This window comes from Cohnella sp. WQ 127256 (genome assembly GCF_024519285.1).
Taxonomy (GTDB): Bacteria; Bacillota; Bacilli; order Paenibacillales; family Paenibacillaceae; genus Cohnella.
The window spans coordinates 368,049-388,077 of the sequence record NZ_JAMZCY010000002.1 but is presented as its reverse complement, the minus strand read 5'-3'; the positions used below and the strand labels follow the sequence as shown (position 1 = coordinate 388,077).

11 protein-coding genes are annotated in these 20,029 nt (G+C 46.3%); 4 read left to right on the top strand and 7 right to left on the bottom strand.

The window, feature by feature from the left end; all coding sequences use genetic code 11:
- Positions 1-165: 165 nt before the first annotated feature.
- Positions 166-477, top strand: a complete 312-nt coding sequence (locus M1K58_RS09785) for an ArsR/SmtB family transcription factor (RefSeq protein ID WP_256758636.1) — start codon at positions 166-168, stop codon at positions 475-477.
- Between the two features lie 98 nt (positions 478-575).
- Complete coding sequence (locus M1K58_RS09780; protein ID WP_256758635.1) at positions 576-1,763, top strand: MFS transporter; 1,188 nt, start codon at positions 576-578, stop codon at positions 1,761-1,763.
- 359 nt (positions 1,764-2,122) lie between these two features.
- On the opposite strand, the gene M1K58_RS09775 is transcribed toward M1K58_RS09780, so the two are convergent.
- Together M1K58_RS09775 and M1K58_RS09770 are read right to left on the bottom strand one after the other, a co-directional pair.
- On the bottom strand, positions 2,123-2,605 hold the full coding sequence (locus M1K58_RS09775) for a zinc-ribbon domain-containing protein (RefSeq protein ID WP_256758634.1): 483 nt from the start codon (positions 2,603-2,605) through the stop codon (positions 2,123-2,125).
- Between the two features lie 799 nt (positions 2,606-3,404).
- On the bottom strand, positions 3,405-9,146 hold the full coding sequence (locus tag M1K58_RS09770; RefSeq protein ID WP_256758633.1) for an InlB B-repeat-containing protein: 5,742 nt from the start codon (positions 9,144-9,146) through the stop codon (positions 3,405-3,407).
- Positions 9,147-10,059: 913 nt separating this feature from the next.
- Here M1K58_RS09770 and M1K58_RS09765 point away from each other — a divergent pair.
- Positions 10,060-10,491 (top strand): MarR family transcriptional regulator, encoded by a 432-nt coding sequence (locus tag M1K58_RS09765; protein WP_372339146.1) that lies wholly within the window; start codon positions 10,060-10,062, stop codon positions 10,489-10,491.
- 21 nt (positions 10,492-10,512) lie between these two features.
- Positions 10,513-10,947, top strand: coding sequence for a flavodoxin domain-containing protein (locus M1K58_RS09760; protein ID WP_256758631.1), 435 nt, complete (start codon positions 10,513-10,515; stop codon positions 10,945-10,947).
- Positions 10,948-11,593: 646 nt separating this feature from the next.
- Here M1K58_RS09760 and M1K58_RS09755 read toward each other — a convergent pair.
- The 5 genes from M1K58_RS09755 to M1K58_RS09735 form a co-directional block, all read right to left on the bottom strand.
- Positions 11,594-13,915, bottom strand: coding sequence for a type IA DNA topoisomerase (locus M1K58_RS09755; RefSeq protein ID WP_256758746.1), 2,322 nt, complete (start codon positions 13,913-13,915; stop codon positions 11,594-11,596).
- Positions 13,916-14,212: 297 nt separating this feature from the next.
- Positions 14,213-15,607 (bottom strand): sensor histidine kinase, encoded by a 1,395-nt coding sequence (locus tag M1K58_RS09750; RefSeq protein ID WP_256758630.1) that lies wholly within the window; start codon positions 15,605-15,607, stop codon positions 14,213-14,215.
- Complete coding sequence (locus M1K58_RS09745; RefSeq protein WP_256758629.1) at positions 15,604-16,284, bottom strand: response regulator transcription factor; 681 nt, start codon at positions 16,282-16,284, stop codon at positions 15,604-15,606. The genes M1K58_RS09750 and M1K58_RS09745 overlap by 4 nt, the downstream gene beginning before the upstream one ends.
- Positions 16,285-16,388: 104 nt before the next feature.
- Positions 16,389-17,510 carry an SGNH/GDSL hydrolase family protein gene (locus tag M1K58_RS09740; RefSeq protein WP_256758628.1) on the bottom strand — a complete coding sequence of 374 codons (1,122 nt, stop codon included), beginning with the start codon at positions 17,508-17,510 and terminating at the stop codon, positions 16,389-16,391.
- A gap of 77 nt (positions 17,511-17,587) precedes the next feature.
- Positions 17,588-19,978 (bottom strand): glycosyl hydrolase family 95 catalytic domain-containing protein, encoded by a 2,391-nt coding sequence (locus M1K58_RS09735; RefSeq protein ID WP_256758626.1) that lies wholly within the window; start codon positions 19,976-19,978, stop codon positions 17,588-17,590.
- Between the last annotated feature and the right edge of the window lie 51 nt (positions 19,979-20,029).

Genomic DNA, 20,029 nt, shown 5'->3' with positions numbered 1-20,029 from the left:
GTACAGCGCCTTTAACTGGCATGGCATGAGGAGGCTGGGGCGTATTCAAATCATACGGCGGTAAGGATGCCGTTTTTTTTACCTCTATTAAATTTTCTTATCAAGCTAACCGGTATTTTTGTATATGAAAATTGACATATCTATATAATTAGATATGATGTAATTATGGAAACCATAATGATCTTTAAAGCTTTGTCTAATGATACCCGCGTTAAAATTTTGGAATGGTTAAGAAATCCAGATGAAAATTTTGGACCACAGTTGTATTTACCTACGGATGCTGACTTTAAAGGAGGGATTTGTGTAGGAAGCATTCAGGAAAAAACGGGATTGGCACAATCCGTGATTTCCAGCTATTTAATGATCATGAAGAAAGCTGAACTTTTAGAATCAAGGCGATTTGGACAGTGGACCTATTATAGAAGAAATGAAGAAACCATTCGTAAATTTGCCGAATATACCAAGAATAAAATGTAGGTAGCCATAATTATAGGGTTACCTTTTCGATTAAATATCTAGATTAATAGATATATAGAAATAAGTAAAAGTATTATGTTTACAAGGAGAAACGTAACGTGAAAAGAATCAGTCCACTATTTTTTATTGCTCTAGGTATATTTGGAATTATAAATACCGAACTTGGTGTAGTCGGAATTTTGCCCATGGTCATGGAGAAGTATAACGTTACCGCAGGACTAGCTGGAATACTTGTTAGTTCGTTTGCACTTATTATTGCCCTTTTTGGTCCATGGATGACGCTATTGCTGTCAAGATTGAATCGTAAAACTGCATTGACTGGCATTCTGATTATTTTTGCCGTCTCCAATCTGATGTCAGTTTTTGCTCCGAATATTTATATACTTATGGCTCTCCGAATGATTCCAGCTTTTTTTCATCCGGTTTATTTCTCTATTGCCTTTGTACTAGCCACTGAATTATCAGTAAAGGAGGAAGCCGCGAAGGCGAGTGCAAAGGTATTTCTTGGAGTAAGCATGGGCATGGTGCTCGGAATTCCGCTTACTTCCTACATTGCCAATCAATTTTCACTTGGTACCTCATTTATATTTTCTGCCCTTGTGAATGTCATTGCGTGTGTTGGAATCGGGGTAATGGTTCCAGCCATGTCGGGAAGGGAGAAAACCTCTTTTGGAAGACAGCTTGCGATATTACGAAAACCCTCTTTATGGTTAAATAGCGGTGCTGCTTGCTTCATATTTGCTGCTATGTTTTCTGTATATAGTTATTTTGCAGAATATTTAGGACAGAGGTCTGACATGAGTGGGAAACTTATTAGTGTGATGCTTGTGATTTTTGGAATTAGCGGTGTGGCAGGAAATTGGTATGCTGGAAAGCTATTAAGCCATCGTATGTTGAAAACAGTGCTGCTATATCCTATCGCTTTAGGAATATGCTATTTACTTCTTTATTATGTGGAAACACCCCTTATTCTCATTAGTGGGATTATCATTGTGTGGGGAGCTGTTCATACGAGTGGACTTATTGTAAGTCAAATTTGGCTGACATCGGAAGCTTCAGAAGCTCCAGAATTTGCCAACAGTTTATATGTGTCTTTTTCAAACTTAGGCGTCACGATGGGTGCGGCTATAGGAGGTTGGTTTATATCACGATTAGGAGTAGGAGAAGTCGTTTGGTGCGGTTTACTTTTTGTAGTATTGTCCCTTTTGTGTATCATCGTAAAAATAATGTATTTTGGCTTAAATGCTAAGCCAAATGTGAAATCTATGGTTACAGAAGAAGATTGACGGAACTTGTTTCTTTAGGCACACATAAAGAGGATGGCAATTGGTGCGGGAAGTGTACAACTTATGTGGAAAATGACCTAATACATCCAAAATCAATTATATTAACGCCAATACCGTGCAGTTTAGCTCAACTGGCAGCGATGAAGTCTTTGAACTCTTATATGGATCAAATCAGTTCACTTGGAAATGAGCTTCCCAACCAAAGGAGCGAACAGACAATTACCTGTTCGCTCCTTTGAAATCACACTATTCCACACTTCCCACCAACATTCCGCAACATTTCCCCCCACGAAATTTTCGCCGTCACTTATGGTAAGTTTCACCGTATCAATCTAATGGTGAATTTTTTGGAAATCAGATCATTTGTTTCGAATTCTCACCAAATACCCACCAACAAGCCCACCACCAGCCAAACCTGCAAACCCAAACAGGATTAACATTGTTCTTCCTTTAGACAATGCCTTAGCCATGTAATTGTTTGGAGTATTTGATGTGACTGTAACGGTGCCGCCAATGTTTTTCCACTCATTCTTCAATAATTCAGTTAAGGTTGGCTTGTGAGCACTACTACCCTTACTTGCAGGAGCCAGGCTGTACCCGATTACACTTCCAATAAATAAACCAATACACATCCCGATAATTATTACAATGTATTTGTATCTGTTTGCAGAATCACTATTAGAAACTTTGTTCCAAATATTATTTAGATCATCTTGTTCCTGCTGCGTTTGAATATTTACCTTTGGAGATTGGATTCTCTCAATCTTTTTACCACATACAGAACAGAAGGAATCTTCTTGATTAAGTCTGTTGCCGCAGCTCGAGCAGAAATTAGCTACCATGGTATCTTCTCCTTCTTCAATATTTCATCACACTTTTGGAGTTCACGGGATAAAAATTCAGAATTCTGATTTTCCACAGTTCAGGGTTTATCATCACTTGATTTACTACAGCCAACCCCAGCACCTAAAAAGTCAGGACCATCAACATCACTGTTAATATTTATTTCAATAGGTACACCTCCTAGTTGATTGAACGAGCTGCCGTTTCGCATCTTGACATGGAGCAATAAAACCTTTCAAACCATTAATATTCTCCCCTACCTTCCAAAACCCCTCTTGTTTCGACAGGAAATACTGGAAGTTTCCCGAGTGAAGCAGTATAAGAATTTCATCCAATTCTGATGACAATAGATTGCCGTTTAATCGTGTTGGATGAGCGCCATGTAAAATGGTCAGACATTTCTAGATATGTCTTGCCTGATGCCCACTTCTCATCCATTTCCGCCGATGAGGTGTTCTAGCAATTCGCGAATAAAAAAGATGCGAATCACGCGCTCGCGCCGGTAGATTCCCCGTTCATATGTTCTACGCTTGCGTCGTCCGTAGGCGCTTGCGGTATCGTTCTGGGAGCGCCAGAACCGCTAATACCTACTTATGATACGGTTCAGGTTAACGGGTCTATCGGCGAAAAGTAAGAAAGAGCTTGTCGCGCCGCGACAAGCTCCTTCTTACTTTTTCCGTGATAATTTATCCAAGTTATCCATTCTAAACAACTTCCAGTTAATAAATACTTCGACGGAAAGGTGCAAAAGCGCTTTTAGCTACGAACCTTACTACTCGTGCTGCAAGATATTCTCAACTATTTCGTATGACTTTTCCAAGTTTCACTGTCTGAAGTCTTTACATAATCATGGCTATTCGTCGCTTCCATAATATCGTAGTAAGCCCAGTGTTTACTTGTTAAATCTACATATTGATTGAGCTTATTTTTATTGCTGTCTACATAACTTCTGTCGGAAGATCTCTCAAGCATACGGTTTATCAAGCTTACCACTTCAGCACGTATGATGTAGTTCCCAGGTTTGAAAGTTCCGTCTGGATACCCTTTGATCCATCCTTTGGCAGCAGCAGAGGAAATGTAATCTTTTGCCCAGTAACTATCCGTAACATCTGTGAAAATAACGGGCTCGCCTGTGATCAGTTCATCAAATCGAGATGCAATTGCTGCAAACTCTGCTCGAGTAATCGGCGCATCCGGCCTAAAGGTTTCGTCTGTGTACCCCGTAATGATGCCGTATTGCTCCATATATCCGATGGCATTTGCATACCATCTCGCAGAATCAACATCTTTGAATTTGGATGAATATTTTTTGTCTACATCCATTTTCTCTACCAAAAGACGCGCAAACATGACAGTAACTTCCGCTCTTGTCATATTCTTTTGGGGACCGAAGGTTTTGTCAGGATATCCCTGCATATAAGCAAAATGGTTTACCTTATCAAGGACAGGTATATTCGTTTTTGCAATTGTCCATTTTGCAGTCAGTGTAAGATCTGAGAACACCTTGTCGGTTCCGAAGTTCCACTCGCTGCCATCGGTTTTATACCAACCTGCAAAAGTGTAACCGGTTCTTACTGGATCTGCGAGCTTCGATAACAGATCTCCTAAGGCTACAGATTGCTTTGTTGATGATGGGGTGCCCCCGTCCCCGTTAAAGGTTATATCAAAATTAGGCGTTCCGCCAATGACTGGCGGGTTCTGCACTAGCGGAGTGTTATAAGCTATGGCGTAGACTGAAAAGTTTTTAACATAGAGCGTTAGCGTCCAATCGGATTGATCAAGTACGAGATACTCTCCATCTGCATTCGGAACCGTGCTGATGACATTCACTGCGTTACCGTGATAGCGATAAACAATATAACCGGACTTTCCTTGCAATTCCGAAGGAATAGGAATAATTACTTTAATTAACCCATTCGTTCGTTCGATAAGTCCCTCAGAATTCCAACTAACAACTTCAGTAACGCGATAAAACTTTTCAATGATCATGTCCAGATAGAGACCAATTGTCAAATTATTGTTCCGCGCCATAGTATTGATTTTTCCGATTGCTTCTAGTTTGTCGGATTCGTTCGTCGTTTCATCGATTCTTTCGATTACTATCTCAACCTTGGCGAAGCCAGTATTATTGTAATCATTTAACAGGTAGTCTACTGCCTCAGGATGCAGATTATCGATTACGATTGGCGGAGTGCCGCTTCCTTTCAGCTTCAATGCGCTGCTAGCGTTGTACGGGAAAATGACATTGCCAAGCTGTACGACCTGTGCATCCCCTCCGATTGTAACCGCAATAATTGCAGTCTTCTCACCTAAAGTTATTTTCAGGTTGTAAATGCCTGCCGGTACATCATGGATCGTGAATTTGCCGTTGGCGTCAGTAACCGCCGTATCTCCGTATTGAGTATTGCCTTTCACGATCTCAACGGTTGCTCCCGGAATGCTATCGGGAGGAGTATCGTCGTCAATCACGGTGCCGATTACGATATAGTTTCCAGTTGACGGTACGACTTGCCATGTCGCGGTGTAGACGCGATCTCCTGTAGAACCTTTTTCTACCCTAACAATAAGAGTTGGTTCTGACAGCCCCGTCCCCGTCCATCCCGTGAAGGTATACCCTAGCCTTGTCGGGTTGATTAAGGTAAAGCCATCATCCTCGGCGGTAAAGGTTGTCGGGTTCGATGAAGCAGTCGTTCCGCTGTCAAGATTATACGTTATATTGTAAGCTTCAGCTGCGAAGATAGCAGTATAGGTAGCTGTCGTGTAGCTGCCTGAATCCTTCTGCGGAACAAAGATTGCACTCGTGCTGACCGTATCACCGTTTGCGCCCTTCCATTCTACAAAGCGATACCCTGGCTTTGCAGTTGCATTTGAACCCGTTGCCGTACCGGTTTTGGGGTTCAACGATTCATAGCTAGAGCTAACTGTACCATAAGCAGTATTATTGGCGGCATATTGGATCGTTACATGACCGATCTCAGTCCACACTGCATAGAGGGTCACGGATGAATCGGTTTTATCCCAGTCTTGCGCACTGCTCATGTCCGCATTGTAATACTTCGTTCCGCCGCTTGTTTGGTCAAAATATCCGACGAATGTATACCCAGCCTGACTCGGTGCTGTTGCAGCCGGCATAGGCTGATCATAAGTAGCAGTCACACTGCCACTGCCGCCGCTGCCGCCGTTGTCATCCAACGTCACCATAGAAGTATTTGCTGTCCATTGTGCGACATAGCTTCTTGTGCCTGTTGAACCCTGCGCGATGGTGACAGCAGTTGTCGGGCTACTCAGGCCGGTGCCCGTCCAACCGCCGAATGTGTATCCCTGTTTGGTCGGGTTGTTCAGCGTTATGCCCGCGCTTTCTACCGTGTAGGTGGTAGGGTTTGCAGTTGCAACGCTGCCGCCGTCCAGATCGTAAGTGATCGCGAAGTTGGTAAGACTGAACTGTGCCGTATAGGTTTCGTCGCCGGTTGCAGGTGCAATCGTCTTATTCCAGCCGGTGAACGTATACCCTGGCGTAGCGGTGATGACCGGTGCTGTCGGCGTTGCCCCGTAGTAAACCTTCGGCGCGGTATCGCCTGTGGCCGTTCCCTTGGTCGGGTCGATCACAAAGGTGATGTCATACTGGTTTCTCGTATAGTAGATATTTACGACCGTGCTGCCGTCCGCTGCGATGGTTCCCTGCGTGAACGCTACGGCGGTGAAACCGGTGTAGGTCTTTGCCACAGCACTTGTGGTGCCCCCGGCCGTTCCGGTCAGGTTTTCAACCAGCGTCGGGGTTGTGGGATTATTGCCGTCTAACTCCGCCTGATAGTGGTTGACCTTGTACGCTGTATTGGTGCTCGGTGTCCATGCAGCGTAAATATCGGTGGTCGATGTGATTGCCGTATTAAAATTAAATGCTGTGGTGCCGCCGTCTGTTGTTACCCATTTGTCAAACGTATTTCCCACTTTCGTCGGGGCTGTCGGCAAGACAGCTTTTCCGCCGGAAAGGATCGTTTGCTCGGCAGGAGTACTATACTTCTGGGCTCCATCATAAAAGGATACGCTGTAATAATTGATTACCTTGTTCGCGTCGGAACCAGAAAGCTGTACCCCGGTGTTCACACCATTGACATAGATGTCATAGGTACCGGGCGTTACGCCGCTAGCCGAATGTATAGCTCCACTTGCTGTTAAGGTGTATTTGCTCGCGCCTTCTTTCCAAAGCGCAACACTTTGGCCGATATAGTTCGCTCCGTCAAGCTTAATTGTTACACTCGGAGAAAAAGTATTGGCTACGGTTACCTTACCACTGTTAACAGATGCCGGTGTATTTAATGATGTACCCTCAACCGATGTGATCGTTGCACGGTTAATATATTCCGTTCCTATCGTTGCGTTGGTTGGCACAGCAGCCTTAAATGTCAATTCAACACTGCCGTTAGCGGGAACGGAGCTTATCGTATAAGGGAAAGTCGTGGCTGGCTTAGAGACGCTGCCCTCTGTAATACTGCCGCTCACAAACGTCAGGCCGCTTGGTATGTCATCGTTAACGATGACATTAGAGATATCGCTGCTGGTCAGATTGGTAACGGTTATATGATAGATTGCATTCTCACCGGCAGGCACTGAACCGGAATCCGGGGCCTTATCGATTTTCAGTTTCGGTACAATCTTACCGTTATTGCCCAGCTTGGTGAGGAACACATTTTCTGCACCTTCAACAACCCATTCATATGCATAGGAAGCGATAGCAGTACCGGTGGTATTACTGCTTTTCGACACGGATGCCGTTATGTCGGTGCCGAGCACTTTGCGGGTACTTACAATGTTGCGGTCAACCTCGGTAATGTTTTTATAATAATACGGATTATCTGCCACCGGTATGAAGCGCGCGGTTGCCGTTGCGACGCCCGCACCCGCATACTCATTACTGTACATAGTGCCGGACGCATAAGCATCTTTTAATCCCACAGTATAAGTAAGCTGAACAGGGAGTAGATCACGATTTGAATAATTGCCCGGCGTAGGAGCTTTGCGGTCGCTGAACGTAATCAGCGGCACTTCCTTCGGGTGGATTATCCATTCTACTTCCCTAGTAGCACTGTTATACACGACAGTTGTGTTCAAGTCTGCAAAACCGTATGTTGTAACTGACACGGATGATGATTTTACCGTTCCGGTCACTGTACCCATTTTGGGCGCTGTTTTTAACTCCATTCCAGTGCCTAATACATCAGTGACTACAATATTCAGCGGTTCGCCGGACCCATTTGTCTGTTCAAACGGTATGGTTTTTTCGCTGGTAGCCGCCTCTACCAATGATGACAGATCCCCAATCGCCTCATCGACCTTGGTTAGATCATTCGTAGATACAAAGTAAATATATTCATTTGCATACACGTAGCCGGGCGTACCGCCTATACCATACTTTTTATAAGCAGCGTCCGCGCTGGCTGTAAGTGAGGTCAGCGAGGTATATACATTTTTCAAATTGGTTGTTTTAGCCGACGCCAGTTTACTCGGCTTTAATAATGCTGTGGCCAGATTATCACCTTCATCCAGACCAAAGGCAACATTGAACCAAACAACATCCTTACCGCCGCTAAGTACGCTGTACGCCTGCTTCAGCTCATCCTTCAGCTTTGCCGCTGACAAAATGGTCAACGCCGAAATCTGAGCCGTACCGTTTGCACCGCTGCCCGCTACTTCTGTTCCGTTCGGCGGACTGTTATACCAGTTAGGATAGGCTCTGTTTGCTTCACCATCGGTAAGGAGCAGAACATACGGAGCCCTTTCCGTGTCATCGCTGCTCGGTTGACGGTTTTTAACATCTGATATTAAAGCATTGATGCCTGTGTACAGCCCAGATTGTGTCGCAGTACCATTAGCTGTAGATATCGTTAGGGCTGTCGTTGTCACAGTTGCTCCGTCAAGATATTTCTGGGTCAATCCTGCCTTCCTGGTTATGGTCTGACCGCTGCTGGTCACATAACGATCCGCAGCGCTGGATTTATCACCAGTTGCAGACATAGAATAGGATGCCAGCGGAAACAACGTGTCGACGTTAGGATTGCCGTTGGTGCTTCCGGTAGCAAGACTAAAATAATAGATTCCGATACGATTCCTCGGATTGGCAGCCATAATCGTTTCTATACCTTTGTTTACGGCATCTTTCATTTTGGTAACACGATCCGCAGTCATACTGCCCGACATATCCAGAACCATCGCTACGTCTGCCGCTGCCTGTGCCCGTGTTCCCATGGTAGATGTGCGAACGTATTCCTGTGCGAACGCCGACAGCGTTACGTCAAATTGATTTCCGTTCACGGAAACAGACTTGTCCGCCCACACTCGGCCGTCATCGGACGCAGTGCCGAAGGTAGATGGTCTTGTGGATGTGGATGGATCTGAGCTTAACTCCACGACATAGTTGTTAAGCCCGTTCAGTTGCGGTGCAGGTGTAACAGCCCACACGCTTGTCGGCAGCATTCCGCTCAGCATTGCGGCGATTATGAGCCACGCGAAAATTCGGTTCATTTTTTTGTTTTTCAATTTCATATACCTTCCTCTTTGATGAAATAGATTATTAATAATGCCTATTGCAGATTATCCTGTACCCTTGCCTGTCCACAGTAAGACAGCCCTTGCTATGAACGCCGTGATTCCAGGTTAATTTAGTCACTCTACGAAAAGTGATACTAAATACCATAGTGATTCTATCTTATCATGGTGGATTATCCCACGTATGAAATGTAAAGAAAACTTTAAGTTCGCGTTTGCAACGCACTTCTGGCAGACGGCACATCATTTGACGAGGATGGAAAAGCGCAGACTTGTGTTGAGGAATTCATTACATTAAGTCGATTGCAAAGCTAGCGGAAAGAATAAAAAATGGGTCAACAGCGTCAAGTAATGCCCCAACGCCATGATCCCATTTTTCCACTTAGTAAGAATTATTATCCCAAACCCGAGCCGGGTAAAGTAAATCCCCAATATTTTACGAATATTTCGCCCTACTTATGATACAGTTCACCGTATCATCTATAGAGCGAAATCGAAGGCACCCGATTAGGTGCCTTCGATGTGTAGCGTAAGCGTCAAATCCAGCACACCTTCAACATGCCCGACAGATATGAGATCATGTGGCCATCTAAAGGAACCAGATTAATGAGAAGCCACATATTCATCCATCTCGGAGGCCGGATCGAACTTCTCACTGCTCATGAAGAAAGCTGCCGCAAGCGCGATGAGCGCCGGGATGATCGCCCAACTTATTTCCCTTTGCCATCTTTGCTTCCCTCCGATAAGAAAGTTGATTTATAACGCATTATCAAGTATATTGATTGTAAAGTATCTTGAACGTAAAGTATCTTGATTGTCAAGATACTTTACGTTCTATGAGGAGGGCTGACAGTTGTCAAGTGATCGGCAAATACAGCCTACGGTGCAGCAAGAGAATCTCACGTTGCGCATGCGAAGCTTAGGAACTCGAACGGTGCTCTATCAGCAAAGCGTCGCGACCGCTCTCGGGTTATACAATAATGATTTCTTATCCATCGATATCTTACACGAGAAAGGCCCTATCACGGCAGGCGAGCTCTCGAAGCTAACCGGGCTCACGACAGGGAGCGTTACTGCGTTAATCGATCGGTTAGAAAAAAACGGTTTTGTCCAAAGACAGCCTGATCCGCAAGACCGCCGCAAGGTGATTATCGTCCCGCTATACGAGAATAAGGAGGACGTAAGCAGAATATATCTTCAGCTTCATGCGGAGATGCTAAAGCTAACCTCTTTCTACTCGGATGAAGAGCTCGCGCTCATAACAAAGTTCCTTGGCCAAGCAAGCGCGGTCCTGGAGGATCAGATCCATCATCTTAATTCGAATACGCGTAACAAATCATAACGAGATAAGGGTGAAGAAAAAATGGCTGTACTCGTTCTATTCGCAACAAAAACCGGAGCAACGGCGCAATGCGTAAACGTATTGTCGGAGCAACTGTCGAATTGCACGACATGCAACTTGGAGACGGACAAGCCCGCCATAGGAGAATTCGACCGTATCATTCTGGGGGCGGGAGTAAGAGACGGGAAAATATACAAGCCGATTCGGGACTTCATCAAAAAAAATCATGACGAGTTCCTGAAGAAAGGCATGGGATACTTTATTTGCAACGAGAAGCCCAAGGAGACGGAAGAGATTATCGAGAGGAATATTCCAGCCGACCTCAGAGAAGCGGCGCTCTGCATTGAATCATTCGGAGGCTATAAAGCCTACAAAGCACCAAAGGAAGGCACCGATCAGTTGCAAGGGATTTTCGTCGATCGGATTAAGGCTTTCGCCGAGAAGTTCGCGCAGTAACAGGGTCCCCCCTGCGCACTGCGCGATGGGAACCCTGTTACTGTTCACACGTTCTACAAGTCAGAGCAACATTTTTACAAATCCCAATCAAACAAAAAGCTCATGGACCGTCACAAGGACAAGTTCAGGAGCCCGTTATTTGTTAAAATGGTGCAGACGAGAGGACTCGAACCTCCACGGGGGGTTAGCCCGCTGGAACCTGATCGCGCACGCTAAAGTGGCTTTTCCTTTGTTCGGAGAAGCCCCTCATCTTAAAGAGTCTCTAAAAATCACCATTAACTTATAATATTAGGACAGCCCGGCACACCCAGATGCCACATCACTAACCACTGTTGCCCACGCAGTTTCACTTGCAGCAATCACAACATGAAACACCTTTGACTTTCTATTTCTCATGGGCATACCCCTTTGATTGGATTTTTTCAGTTCTCCCCATATTGTCAAGTTGATCCAATGGCTAATCAAAATTTCGCCCTACTTATGATACAGTTCCCCCCGATTAATCTTCAACATCCAAGCATCATCAACGGATACTTCAATCCTATCCAGAAAAAAGTCTCATAATTCCGCATATGTGAAGCGGGATTTGAGACTTCTGACTTCTGACTTCTTTATTACTATAGAAATGCTAGCGTAGCGGTTACATCTAAACCCGCTCCAGCTCAAGCTCACCAGTCGCTTCATTCTTCAGAACGATTCGTGCCTCATAGGCTTCTTCGTCGCCTTTTCCAAACTTTAGCTTACCGGTCTTGCCCTTCTCGATCAAGGCTTTCACCATCGTATCCGTTAACGTGCGATCGAAGCTTTCCTTCCAGATAACGAAGCCGCAGCCGGACTTGTAATGGCTACAGCCATAGCCTTTGCGCCCCATGAAAATATGGCCACCACATCCCGGACTTGGGCAGATGCCGATCGTGCTTGGTTGAGCAGGGGACTGCGACGAGCCAGCAGTCGATGTCGAATTTGCAGATGCTCCCTTCGCCTTTGACGAAGATGATGCCGAGCTTCTCGCTTTCTTCGGCGCCGCATCCCCATCCGTTCCCGCCTTCTTCTTACCCTTCGCCTCTTTAGCCGGAGGTTCTGGTTTTGCGAAAGCATTCTTAGCAGCCGGTCGTTGAAGCTTAACCTTATCAATTATGGCCCACGTAAACTTCTTCACGTTACCCATGAAGGCATCCGCTGAAGCTTGTCCACGCGAAATTTCCGTCAAACGTCGCTCCCATTGTCCGGTCATCTCTGGGGAGGTAAGCAGCTCAACTCCCGCTCCTCGAATAAGTTCAATCGCCGTGCGCCCCTTAGGCGTTATGACTATTCGCTTCCCTTGCATGTCCACATACCCGACCTGCTTCAGTCGTTCAATCGTTGCCGCCCGCGTAGCTGGAGTACCGAGCCCCGAATCCTTCATCGCATCTCGCAGCTCTTCATCTTCGATCTGCTTCCCCGCGCTTTCCATCGCCTTCAGCAATGTACCTTCTGTAAAATGCTTCGGAGGCTGCGTTTCCTTCGCCTTCACCTCAACATCGCTACAGATAACAGGCTGCTGTGGATCGACCTCGAAAGGCGCATCCGTCTCTTGTTCCTCGTCTTCCGCCGAGCCCGGTCCATCTTCCTTATCCTTACCGTTATCCTTAGACGTCGTCGTTGATTTCGGTGACGGCGACGAATCCGCACTATAGATCACTTTCCAGCCCAAAGAAATTAACTGCTTTACCGTCGTCTTGAAGCTTTCCTTTTCCACCTCAGTCATGACTGTATGCACTTTATATTCAGCCGCCGGATAGAAGTGAGACAAGAACCGCTTTACGATCAGATCGTAAAGCTTGCGTTCATCAGGACTCAGCCCTTGCGGCTTCTTCATCGTCGGCATAATCGCGTGGTGATCTTCGACTTTGGACGGATTGCATACGTTCTTGTTGTTCGTGGTAACAAACTTCTTATTCGCATCCTTCACGAAATCCCCATAATCAGGCGAGCTTCGCATCGCATCGAGGATCTTGTGCATTTCCGGAATGTTCTGCTCGTTCACGTAGTTAGAGTTCGTACGCGGGTATGAAATAACTTTATGCTTCTCATACAACGCCTGCGCTGTATCCAACGTCTTCTTCGCCGAGAAGCTGAACTTCCCATTCGCTTCCCGTTGCAGTAACGTCAAGTCATATAGCTTGAAAGGATACTCTTTCGTATCCTTCACTTCGTAGCTCGCAATCGTCCCCGTCTTCCCCTTCACCTTAGCAGCGATGGCTTCCGCCTTCTCGGGATCGGTAAGCCTCTCCCCCTGCCAAATGCCTCGATATTGGGTATCCTGCTGCGCAAACAAACCTGTAATATCGTAAAATTTCAACGAGTCGAACGCTTCAATCTGCTTCTGGCGATCATAGATTAGCGCAAGCACCGGTGTCTGCACCCGACCAACGGACAGCAATTCGTTGTGCTTCGTTGTGAATGCACGCGAACCGTTCATGCCGATAAGCCAATCCGCTTCGCTCCGTGCCCGGGCGGCCTGCGTCAAGTTGTCATACTCCGTATTGTCCTTCAATTGATCGAAGCCTTTACGAATTGTCTCCGCCGTGAGATCAGAAATCCATAACCGCTTGACTGGCTGCTCCAGATGAAGATGACGCACGATCAAGGAGAAAATATGCTGCCCTTCTCTCCCAGCATCGCATGCGTTGACGAGCGCATTGCTACGCGTAGCCAGCTCTTCAATCACTTGGAGCTGGTCCTTCGTACGTGGATTCGGAAGCAGCTTAAAGTCATCTGGAATAATCGGCAGATCGCCGAATCTCCATTTCTTATACTTATCATCATACAAGTCTGGCTCTGCCAGCCCGATGAGATGACCAATCGCCCATGTAATAATATAGTTGTCACCCTCTAAGTAAGAGCGCCTATTCTGTGCCTTAGGTTCTATGACGGCGGCAATGTTGCGGCCCATATCCGGCTTCTCCGCTATGACCAACGTCTTCAACAAGCCTCGTTCCTCTCCGATCAGAAATCATAATTCGCGTATTTTCGCTACGTTCATTATTATACTACATCTTGGATCGGAAGGATTTAATGTTCACTTAACAAGCGTATGTGAGCACCCGATACCTTAACTGAGTTGATGAGTCGTTCGTCTGCTGTCCAATACTCAATTCCATCACAGAGCGCGAGATAAATAGAATCATATAAATGAACCAATCCATTGCTTTCGACTCCACTTCTTCCTTAGAACACTTCCGACTCCAGCTTCATTATCGCTGGTGCAATTACTAAACGAACATTACAAACGGGGGAGGTAGACGACGAAGCTTGTCCCTTTTCCAACTTCACTTTGAACTTCAATAGATCCTTGATGCAGTAAAATGATCTTATGCACGATGGACAAGCCTAAGCCACTGCCCGAGGAGGATCGATTACGATTTCTGGTCTTATCGGCCTTGTGAAACCGTTCAAAAATAAACGGAAGTTCCGTTTCAGGTATACCACTGCCTGTATCACGGATTTCGATGATGATGGTGTCAGCGTCGTAATTTCTGATCTCAATGCTGATCGTGTCGCCCTGCGCAGAGAAGTGAATACTATTCGAGATCAAATTCAGCCATACCTCGTATAACAACGAGGAGTCTGCAGTTATCGATACCTCTGGCAATTCCAGCTCCAGATTCATTTGTTTATCCGACCATTGCCACTCCAGCATAATGATGATTTGACGAATTTGTTCATCCAGACGAAAATTCGTCAAATGTAGTTGCTGATCTTCTTTATCCAACGCAGCAAGCTTAAGGAGCTGCTTGCTTAAGGAAGAAAGCCGTTTACTCTCCTGCTCGATGATCTTCAAATATTGTTCAGACTGCTCAGGAGTAGCTTGTTTATCTAGAACGGCTCTAGCGAAGCCTTGAATTGAAGTTAACGGGGTCTGAAATTCGTGCGAAACGTTGGCAACAAACTCCTGTCTCATACGATCCAGCTGCTGGATCGACTCCGCCATCTGCGCGAAATGATGTGCTAAGTCGCCGATCTCATCCTGTCGTTTCCAAGATTTCTCCAAGCCGACATTGAAGTTTCCTTTGACGATTTGTTGTGTAGCCTTCTTCAATACTTTAAGCGGATTAACGATGAAACGAGTTAGAATGACAATCAGGACGAGGCTTGTTAAGAAAGTAAAGCCTAGCAGCACCGCAACGATAATTCGAATTTCACCTATCTGCTTCTCTAAATCCGTGCGAATGAATAGAGCTGCATTACCTTCCTTTGTCTGCAAAGGAATCCCGACGGTGTTCCGAATACTATTCTCGAAAAAGGAGAAAATCTGGAGCCGGCTATTCTCTTCCTTCATCCCATGATAGATCTCGCCATCTAGTACTGCTTGGATCTCCGAAGTGCTAAGCCTTCCATGCTTAAATGCTCCTCCATATACCCTTCCCTCTAAGTGGTCATTGACGGCATAGATTTGAAAGCCTAACGCAGCAATACCCGTAAGATATGTTTCTAGGTTGATTTCGGAGTCCTGCTCGTACAGTGACCGAATGCTCTTGCCCATCTCTAATATCTTTTGCTCGTTATTCAGCTTTAACTTATCCTGATAATACAAGCTAGTCAGCAACACGCCGATCACTCCGCTAATGAAAGCAACGATCATGAATGTCAGGACGATACGAACATATAATGTTTTCATTCTTCCTTCACCTCAAGCTTGTACCCCAGCCCGCGAATCGTCGTGATAACAAAATCGGCTTGCCGATCGACAAACCTCTCTCGTAGTCTTTTAATATGAACATCAACCGTGCGGCTATCCCCACTATAATCAGCCCCCCAGATGAGCTGGATTAATTGCTCCCGTGTATAGATTCGCCCCGGCTGGCTCGCCAATTGAGACAATAGCTCGAATTCCCGCAACGGTAACGTCACTAATTTCTCGCCAACGCGGATCTCGTAGCTTTTCCGGTCGATACTCACATTACCGAGCCTAATGACTTCCGACGAAACTAGCCGATATCTCCGTAACAATGCTTTGATTCGGAACAGGAGTTCCTTCGGCTCAAACGGCTTCACCATATAGTCATCTGTGCCCGCCAAATAACCCTGCTCCATGTCTGTAAGCTGTCCCTTAGCGGTTAGCATGACAACAGGAATATCATAGTGCTCCCGAATTTCACGACATAGCTCAAGCCCATTCATTCCCGGCATCATTACATCTACAATTGCCAAATGAACTTGTTCATTTTCGCATAGCTTAGAAGCCTGTTCACCATCCTCAGCTTCTAGAACGAGATAACCCTCTTTGCTTAATACAAGCCGAAGCAGCTCTCTAATCGAAGCATCATCGTCCGCAACGACAATATGTATTCTCATTCCTGATCTCCTCTTCCGCTATCCTCTGTAACTTTCCGCAGGATTTTGGCTTCAGTATATCACAGGAAACATTCCCATTCGCAGCCCTATCCATTCTTCGTTACTTAATTACTCAATATCCTCAAGATCCGCAAACCATTTCCGGTGCTTCGTTCATCCTTCATCGCCTTATTTCGCACCACGATGCGCATATCCGTCGCTTCCTCTAGAAGTGGAAACAACACGATGATAGGGCGATACGCCATGAGACACCATTCATCGAATAGATTAACCTTGTTAAATGTAATTCCGTCCAATGAATATTCGAAGATTCCACTGTCTGGACCACATAGTAGCAACAACCCTGCACTTCGTCCGGTAACAGAGAGGGTTAGCCCGGCATCAGGCGAATCGGAGTGCAAATGATCGATCTTATATCTCCAATTCATCATCGGTCCCGGATAAGTTCCCGTCAATATAAAATCGTTCGACTCGGTAGCCGTTCTCAAGCCGTGCATGGCGGCGTGTTCAAAATTAGTCTCAATGAGAGGCTTCGGTAAGCTAACACTACCTTCGGTATCGCCAATTTCACTTCTTTCGGCATCCCCTAAAACAAGTTCTAGCATTTCCCTCATATACTCCGCGTATAGCGCATGCCCCGCATCGTTAGGATGGACGCGATCGTTCGCGAGCTCCCCCCAGCTTCCTTCCCCTGCGTACTCTCTTTGTCTTATTCTAGCCGCGAAGCTAATCGATGGAATACCATAATGGCTAGCTACTTCTTCATGTACAGCTACGTTGAATGGCAGCTCCTCCGACAAATTTTTATCCGCCGCGGTATAGACGAAACAAATATCCGTTTGTGCCGATATTCTCCTGCATTGCCGCACGATTCCTTCCATCCCACGGATGGATTCCATTCGATCTTCGCCATCATTTACGCTGAATTCCACGAATAGCAAATCGATCTCGCCTTGCGAGAAAACATGCTCATACAGACGATGGGCGCCAAACGTAGAATTCGTACCCCCGACTCCCGCATTAATGCATTTGATCCTTTTCTCCGAATACCGATCCTTTAGATATCGATCGGTCAGTGCCCTCCAACTAGTCGCGTCCGCATCGGACGCCCCCGCTCCCTCCGTGATCGATCCTCCGAGATAAGCAACGACGACCTGCGCACTCCCGTCCAGCTTCTCCTTAAAGCGAGGCAATCCTCCTCGTAAGTTCATGTTCGCATTATCCAAATCATTTCACTCCTTTCATTAAATGCACCCTCGTGACCAACCCAAGATCAAACCCTCCCGATCACCCGGGAGGGTCCTTAGGGTATTAGTCGGATTGTCTCTCCCATCTCTGTATCCAACACCAATACTTCCTCTGTTAACTCCTCCTTTCCGCTCTTCCGGATGGCTGTTGCCAAGCTCCACGGGTTGTAGATCCGCAGTGTCGAACCGGCTTCGCTATAGATTTCTATCTCCTCAATTTTCCCCGAATCGGTTATCGCACTTACGAGGAATCCGCCAACAGCGCGGAGCGTGCGAAACTCCGCACGCTTGTCCAAAGGCCAGTTAGGGAAGAAGCGAATAATTCCGTTATAACTCTGCATGAGACACTCGTTAATTACGGCTGGCAACGCGAAATTCTCGAACCAGATGCCCATTGGTCCCATATAATCGAAGGAGGTCGTGTCCGAATACCTGCCTCCCGACTCGAGTAGTTTGTCGGTACAGGTGCCGTTCGGAAGTAAACAATAGTCGATTTGGCGCTTGAACCGTTCCAAGTCGAGCTGCCCTAGCCGTGCACCGGCGAGATTTAGGAATACAAGCTCGTTCCCGCCTTCGTTGCGATGGTTATGATACGAATTGACCGCGATTCGGTATTGCTCAGGAGATGAATGTAGGCCATGCTCCTCTCCGGGGAATACAGTCGATATCCCATTCGGGACGTTGTACACCACCTCCGGGTCTTCGCCCGCAACGGATACAAATACGGTTCCTCGCTGAGATTCCGCCGTCGGATACTCGGGATAATGATCTAAAATATTCCTGACCTCGGTTAGAAGCTCATCTTCCTCCTCAATCCGTCCAAGAGCCTCGCAGGCATCCAGAAATGCTCGAAACAGGAACTTCGTTAATGTCAAATCCACGATACAGTCACTGTTCTTCTTGAAGCCGGGTGTTAATTCATACAGCTCAGGTACGACCGTTGGAAAGATATGATATCGATCGTCCCCCCAGCTCTCACCGTGCGCATCGGCTCTTGTCATATAATCAACCATGAACAGCACCGCTTCTTTGATCGGTGTATAGGCACGATCAGCTAAGAAGCCCTTATCCATTGTGTACAAGTAGTGCCACCATAGGCTTTGTACGGTCCAAGGTGTTTCGCATACTTCCCAGCCCCAATGGGGAACGGGATAAGGCATCATGTTCATCTCGACGGGATATGCCGAATGCGGGTAATAGGCTCCACGCAAGCCGTAGTAATCCTGAGCCCACTTACGGCTAACTGGGAGAACGTGATCCACCATGTTTACGTAAGCTAAGTGTTTATCGACATGGTTGCTCGTGAAAGCCAGCCAGAAGGGCTGCTGCGTATTGTAGTTCATATGGTAATCTCCATGCCATTCTGACCCGATCTTGCCATAGCTCCAATTCGCGAACAATCCTGGACATGTCGCTTCGGGTTTCACAGAGCATTGGAAGAAATATAAGTTCCGATACCATATTCGCTCTAGATATTCGTCCTCCAGCGACACGCCTGAGCGGGACCAATAAGCCTCCCACACCTCCACAGATGAAGCGAATACGGCGGCAAACGAATCCCGCCTGGGAGCTTCGATCACCTTTAACTCTGATTCGACATCTACATCCATGCCTTCTTGCAATTCAACACACACGATGAAATCTGAATCGGTACTCTTCCCCTCACTTAACTTGGCTTCCAATTGCTGTGGATCTTTAATAGTAGCTATAGTCGAAGAAAGACGAGCCGATAAGCGGAAAGCCTTATTCTTAGAACGATTTCTGACTATTTCTAATTCCGATCCTGCTGCCTCTAGAGAAAAAGGAAGTGTCTGACGGAAGGAGAGTTGTTTAGCAGTAACATCGATAGAGGCTTCGAACTTAGGAAGCTCTTGAGGGGTATGAGGATCTGGAATCAACCTTACCCGATTGAAAATATTCGCAGCTTCTGTTTTCCCCTCTACATATTGAAGCATTGCCCACAGCCGATCGGAATGCTGATCAACAAATACAAGCAACGTGACATCGGTGCCTTCGACTTTAAAATAGATTTCGCACAATCCGTTCTCAAGCGCCAGTTTATGTCCAAGAACTTCTGTCGTCCTCCGGTCGAAGCCGAGCAGTAAGGAGCCGCAGGGCATCGGACGCGGGTACGGGAAGTCGTAATTTTCGCTCGTCATAGTTACATATTCCCGGTACCAATCGTCCTCGCTTAAAGAGGAATAGTGCGAGGGGATATCCTTTAATTTAGAAAATAGATCCTCGAAGGTTCCGATTTGATCCTGATGATTCTCAGCAATACGAATGTCCCAAACGTTGTTATGTCCGAAATGAATAACAACAGCATCTGGACGAGTTGTCACGACTGCTCCCATGCCCCCATTGCCCAACAATGCCCCTTCAAAAAAGTCCGCAGCCGGCCGATCACAACGAATCGCATGTTTGCTTGCCAGTTCCCATGTATTCACTTTTTACGCTCCCATCCTATAACAAAATCAGGTGCTCTATTTCGCAATAAA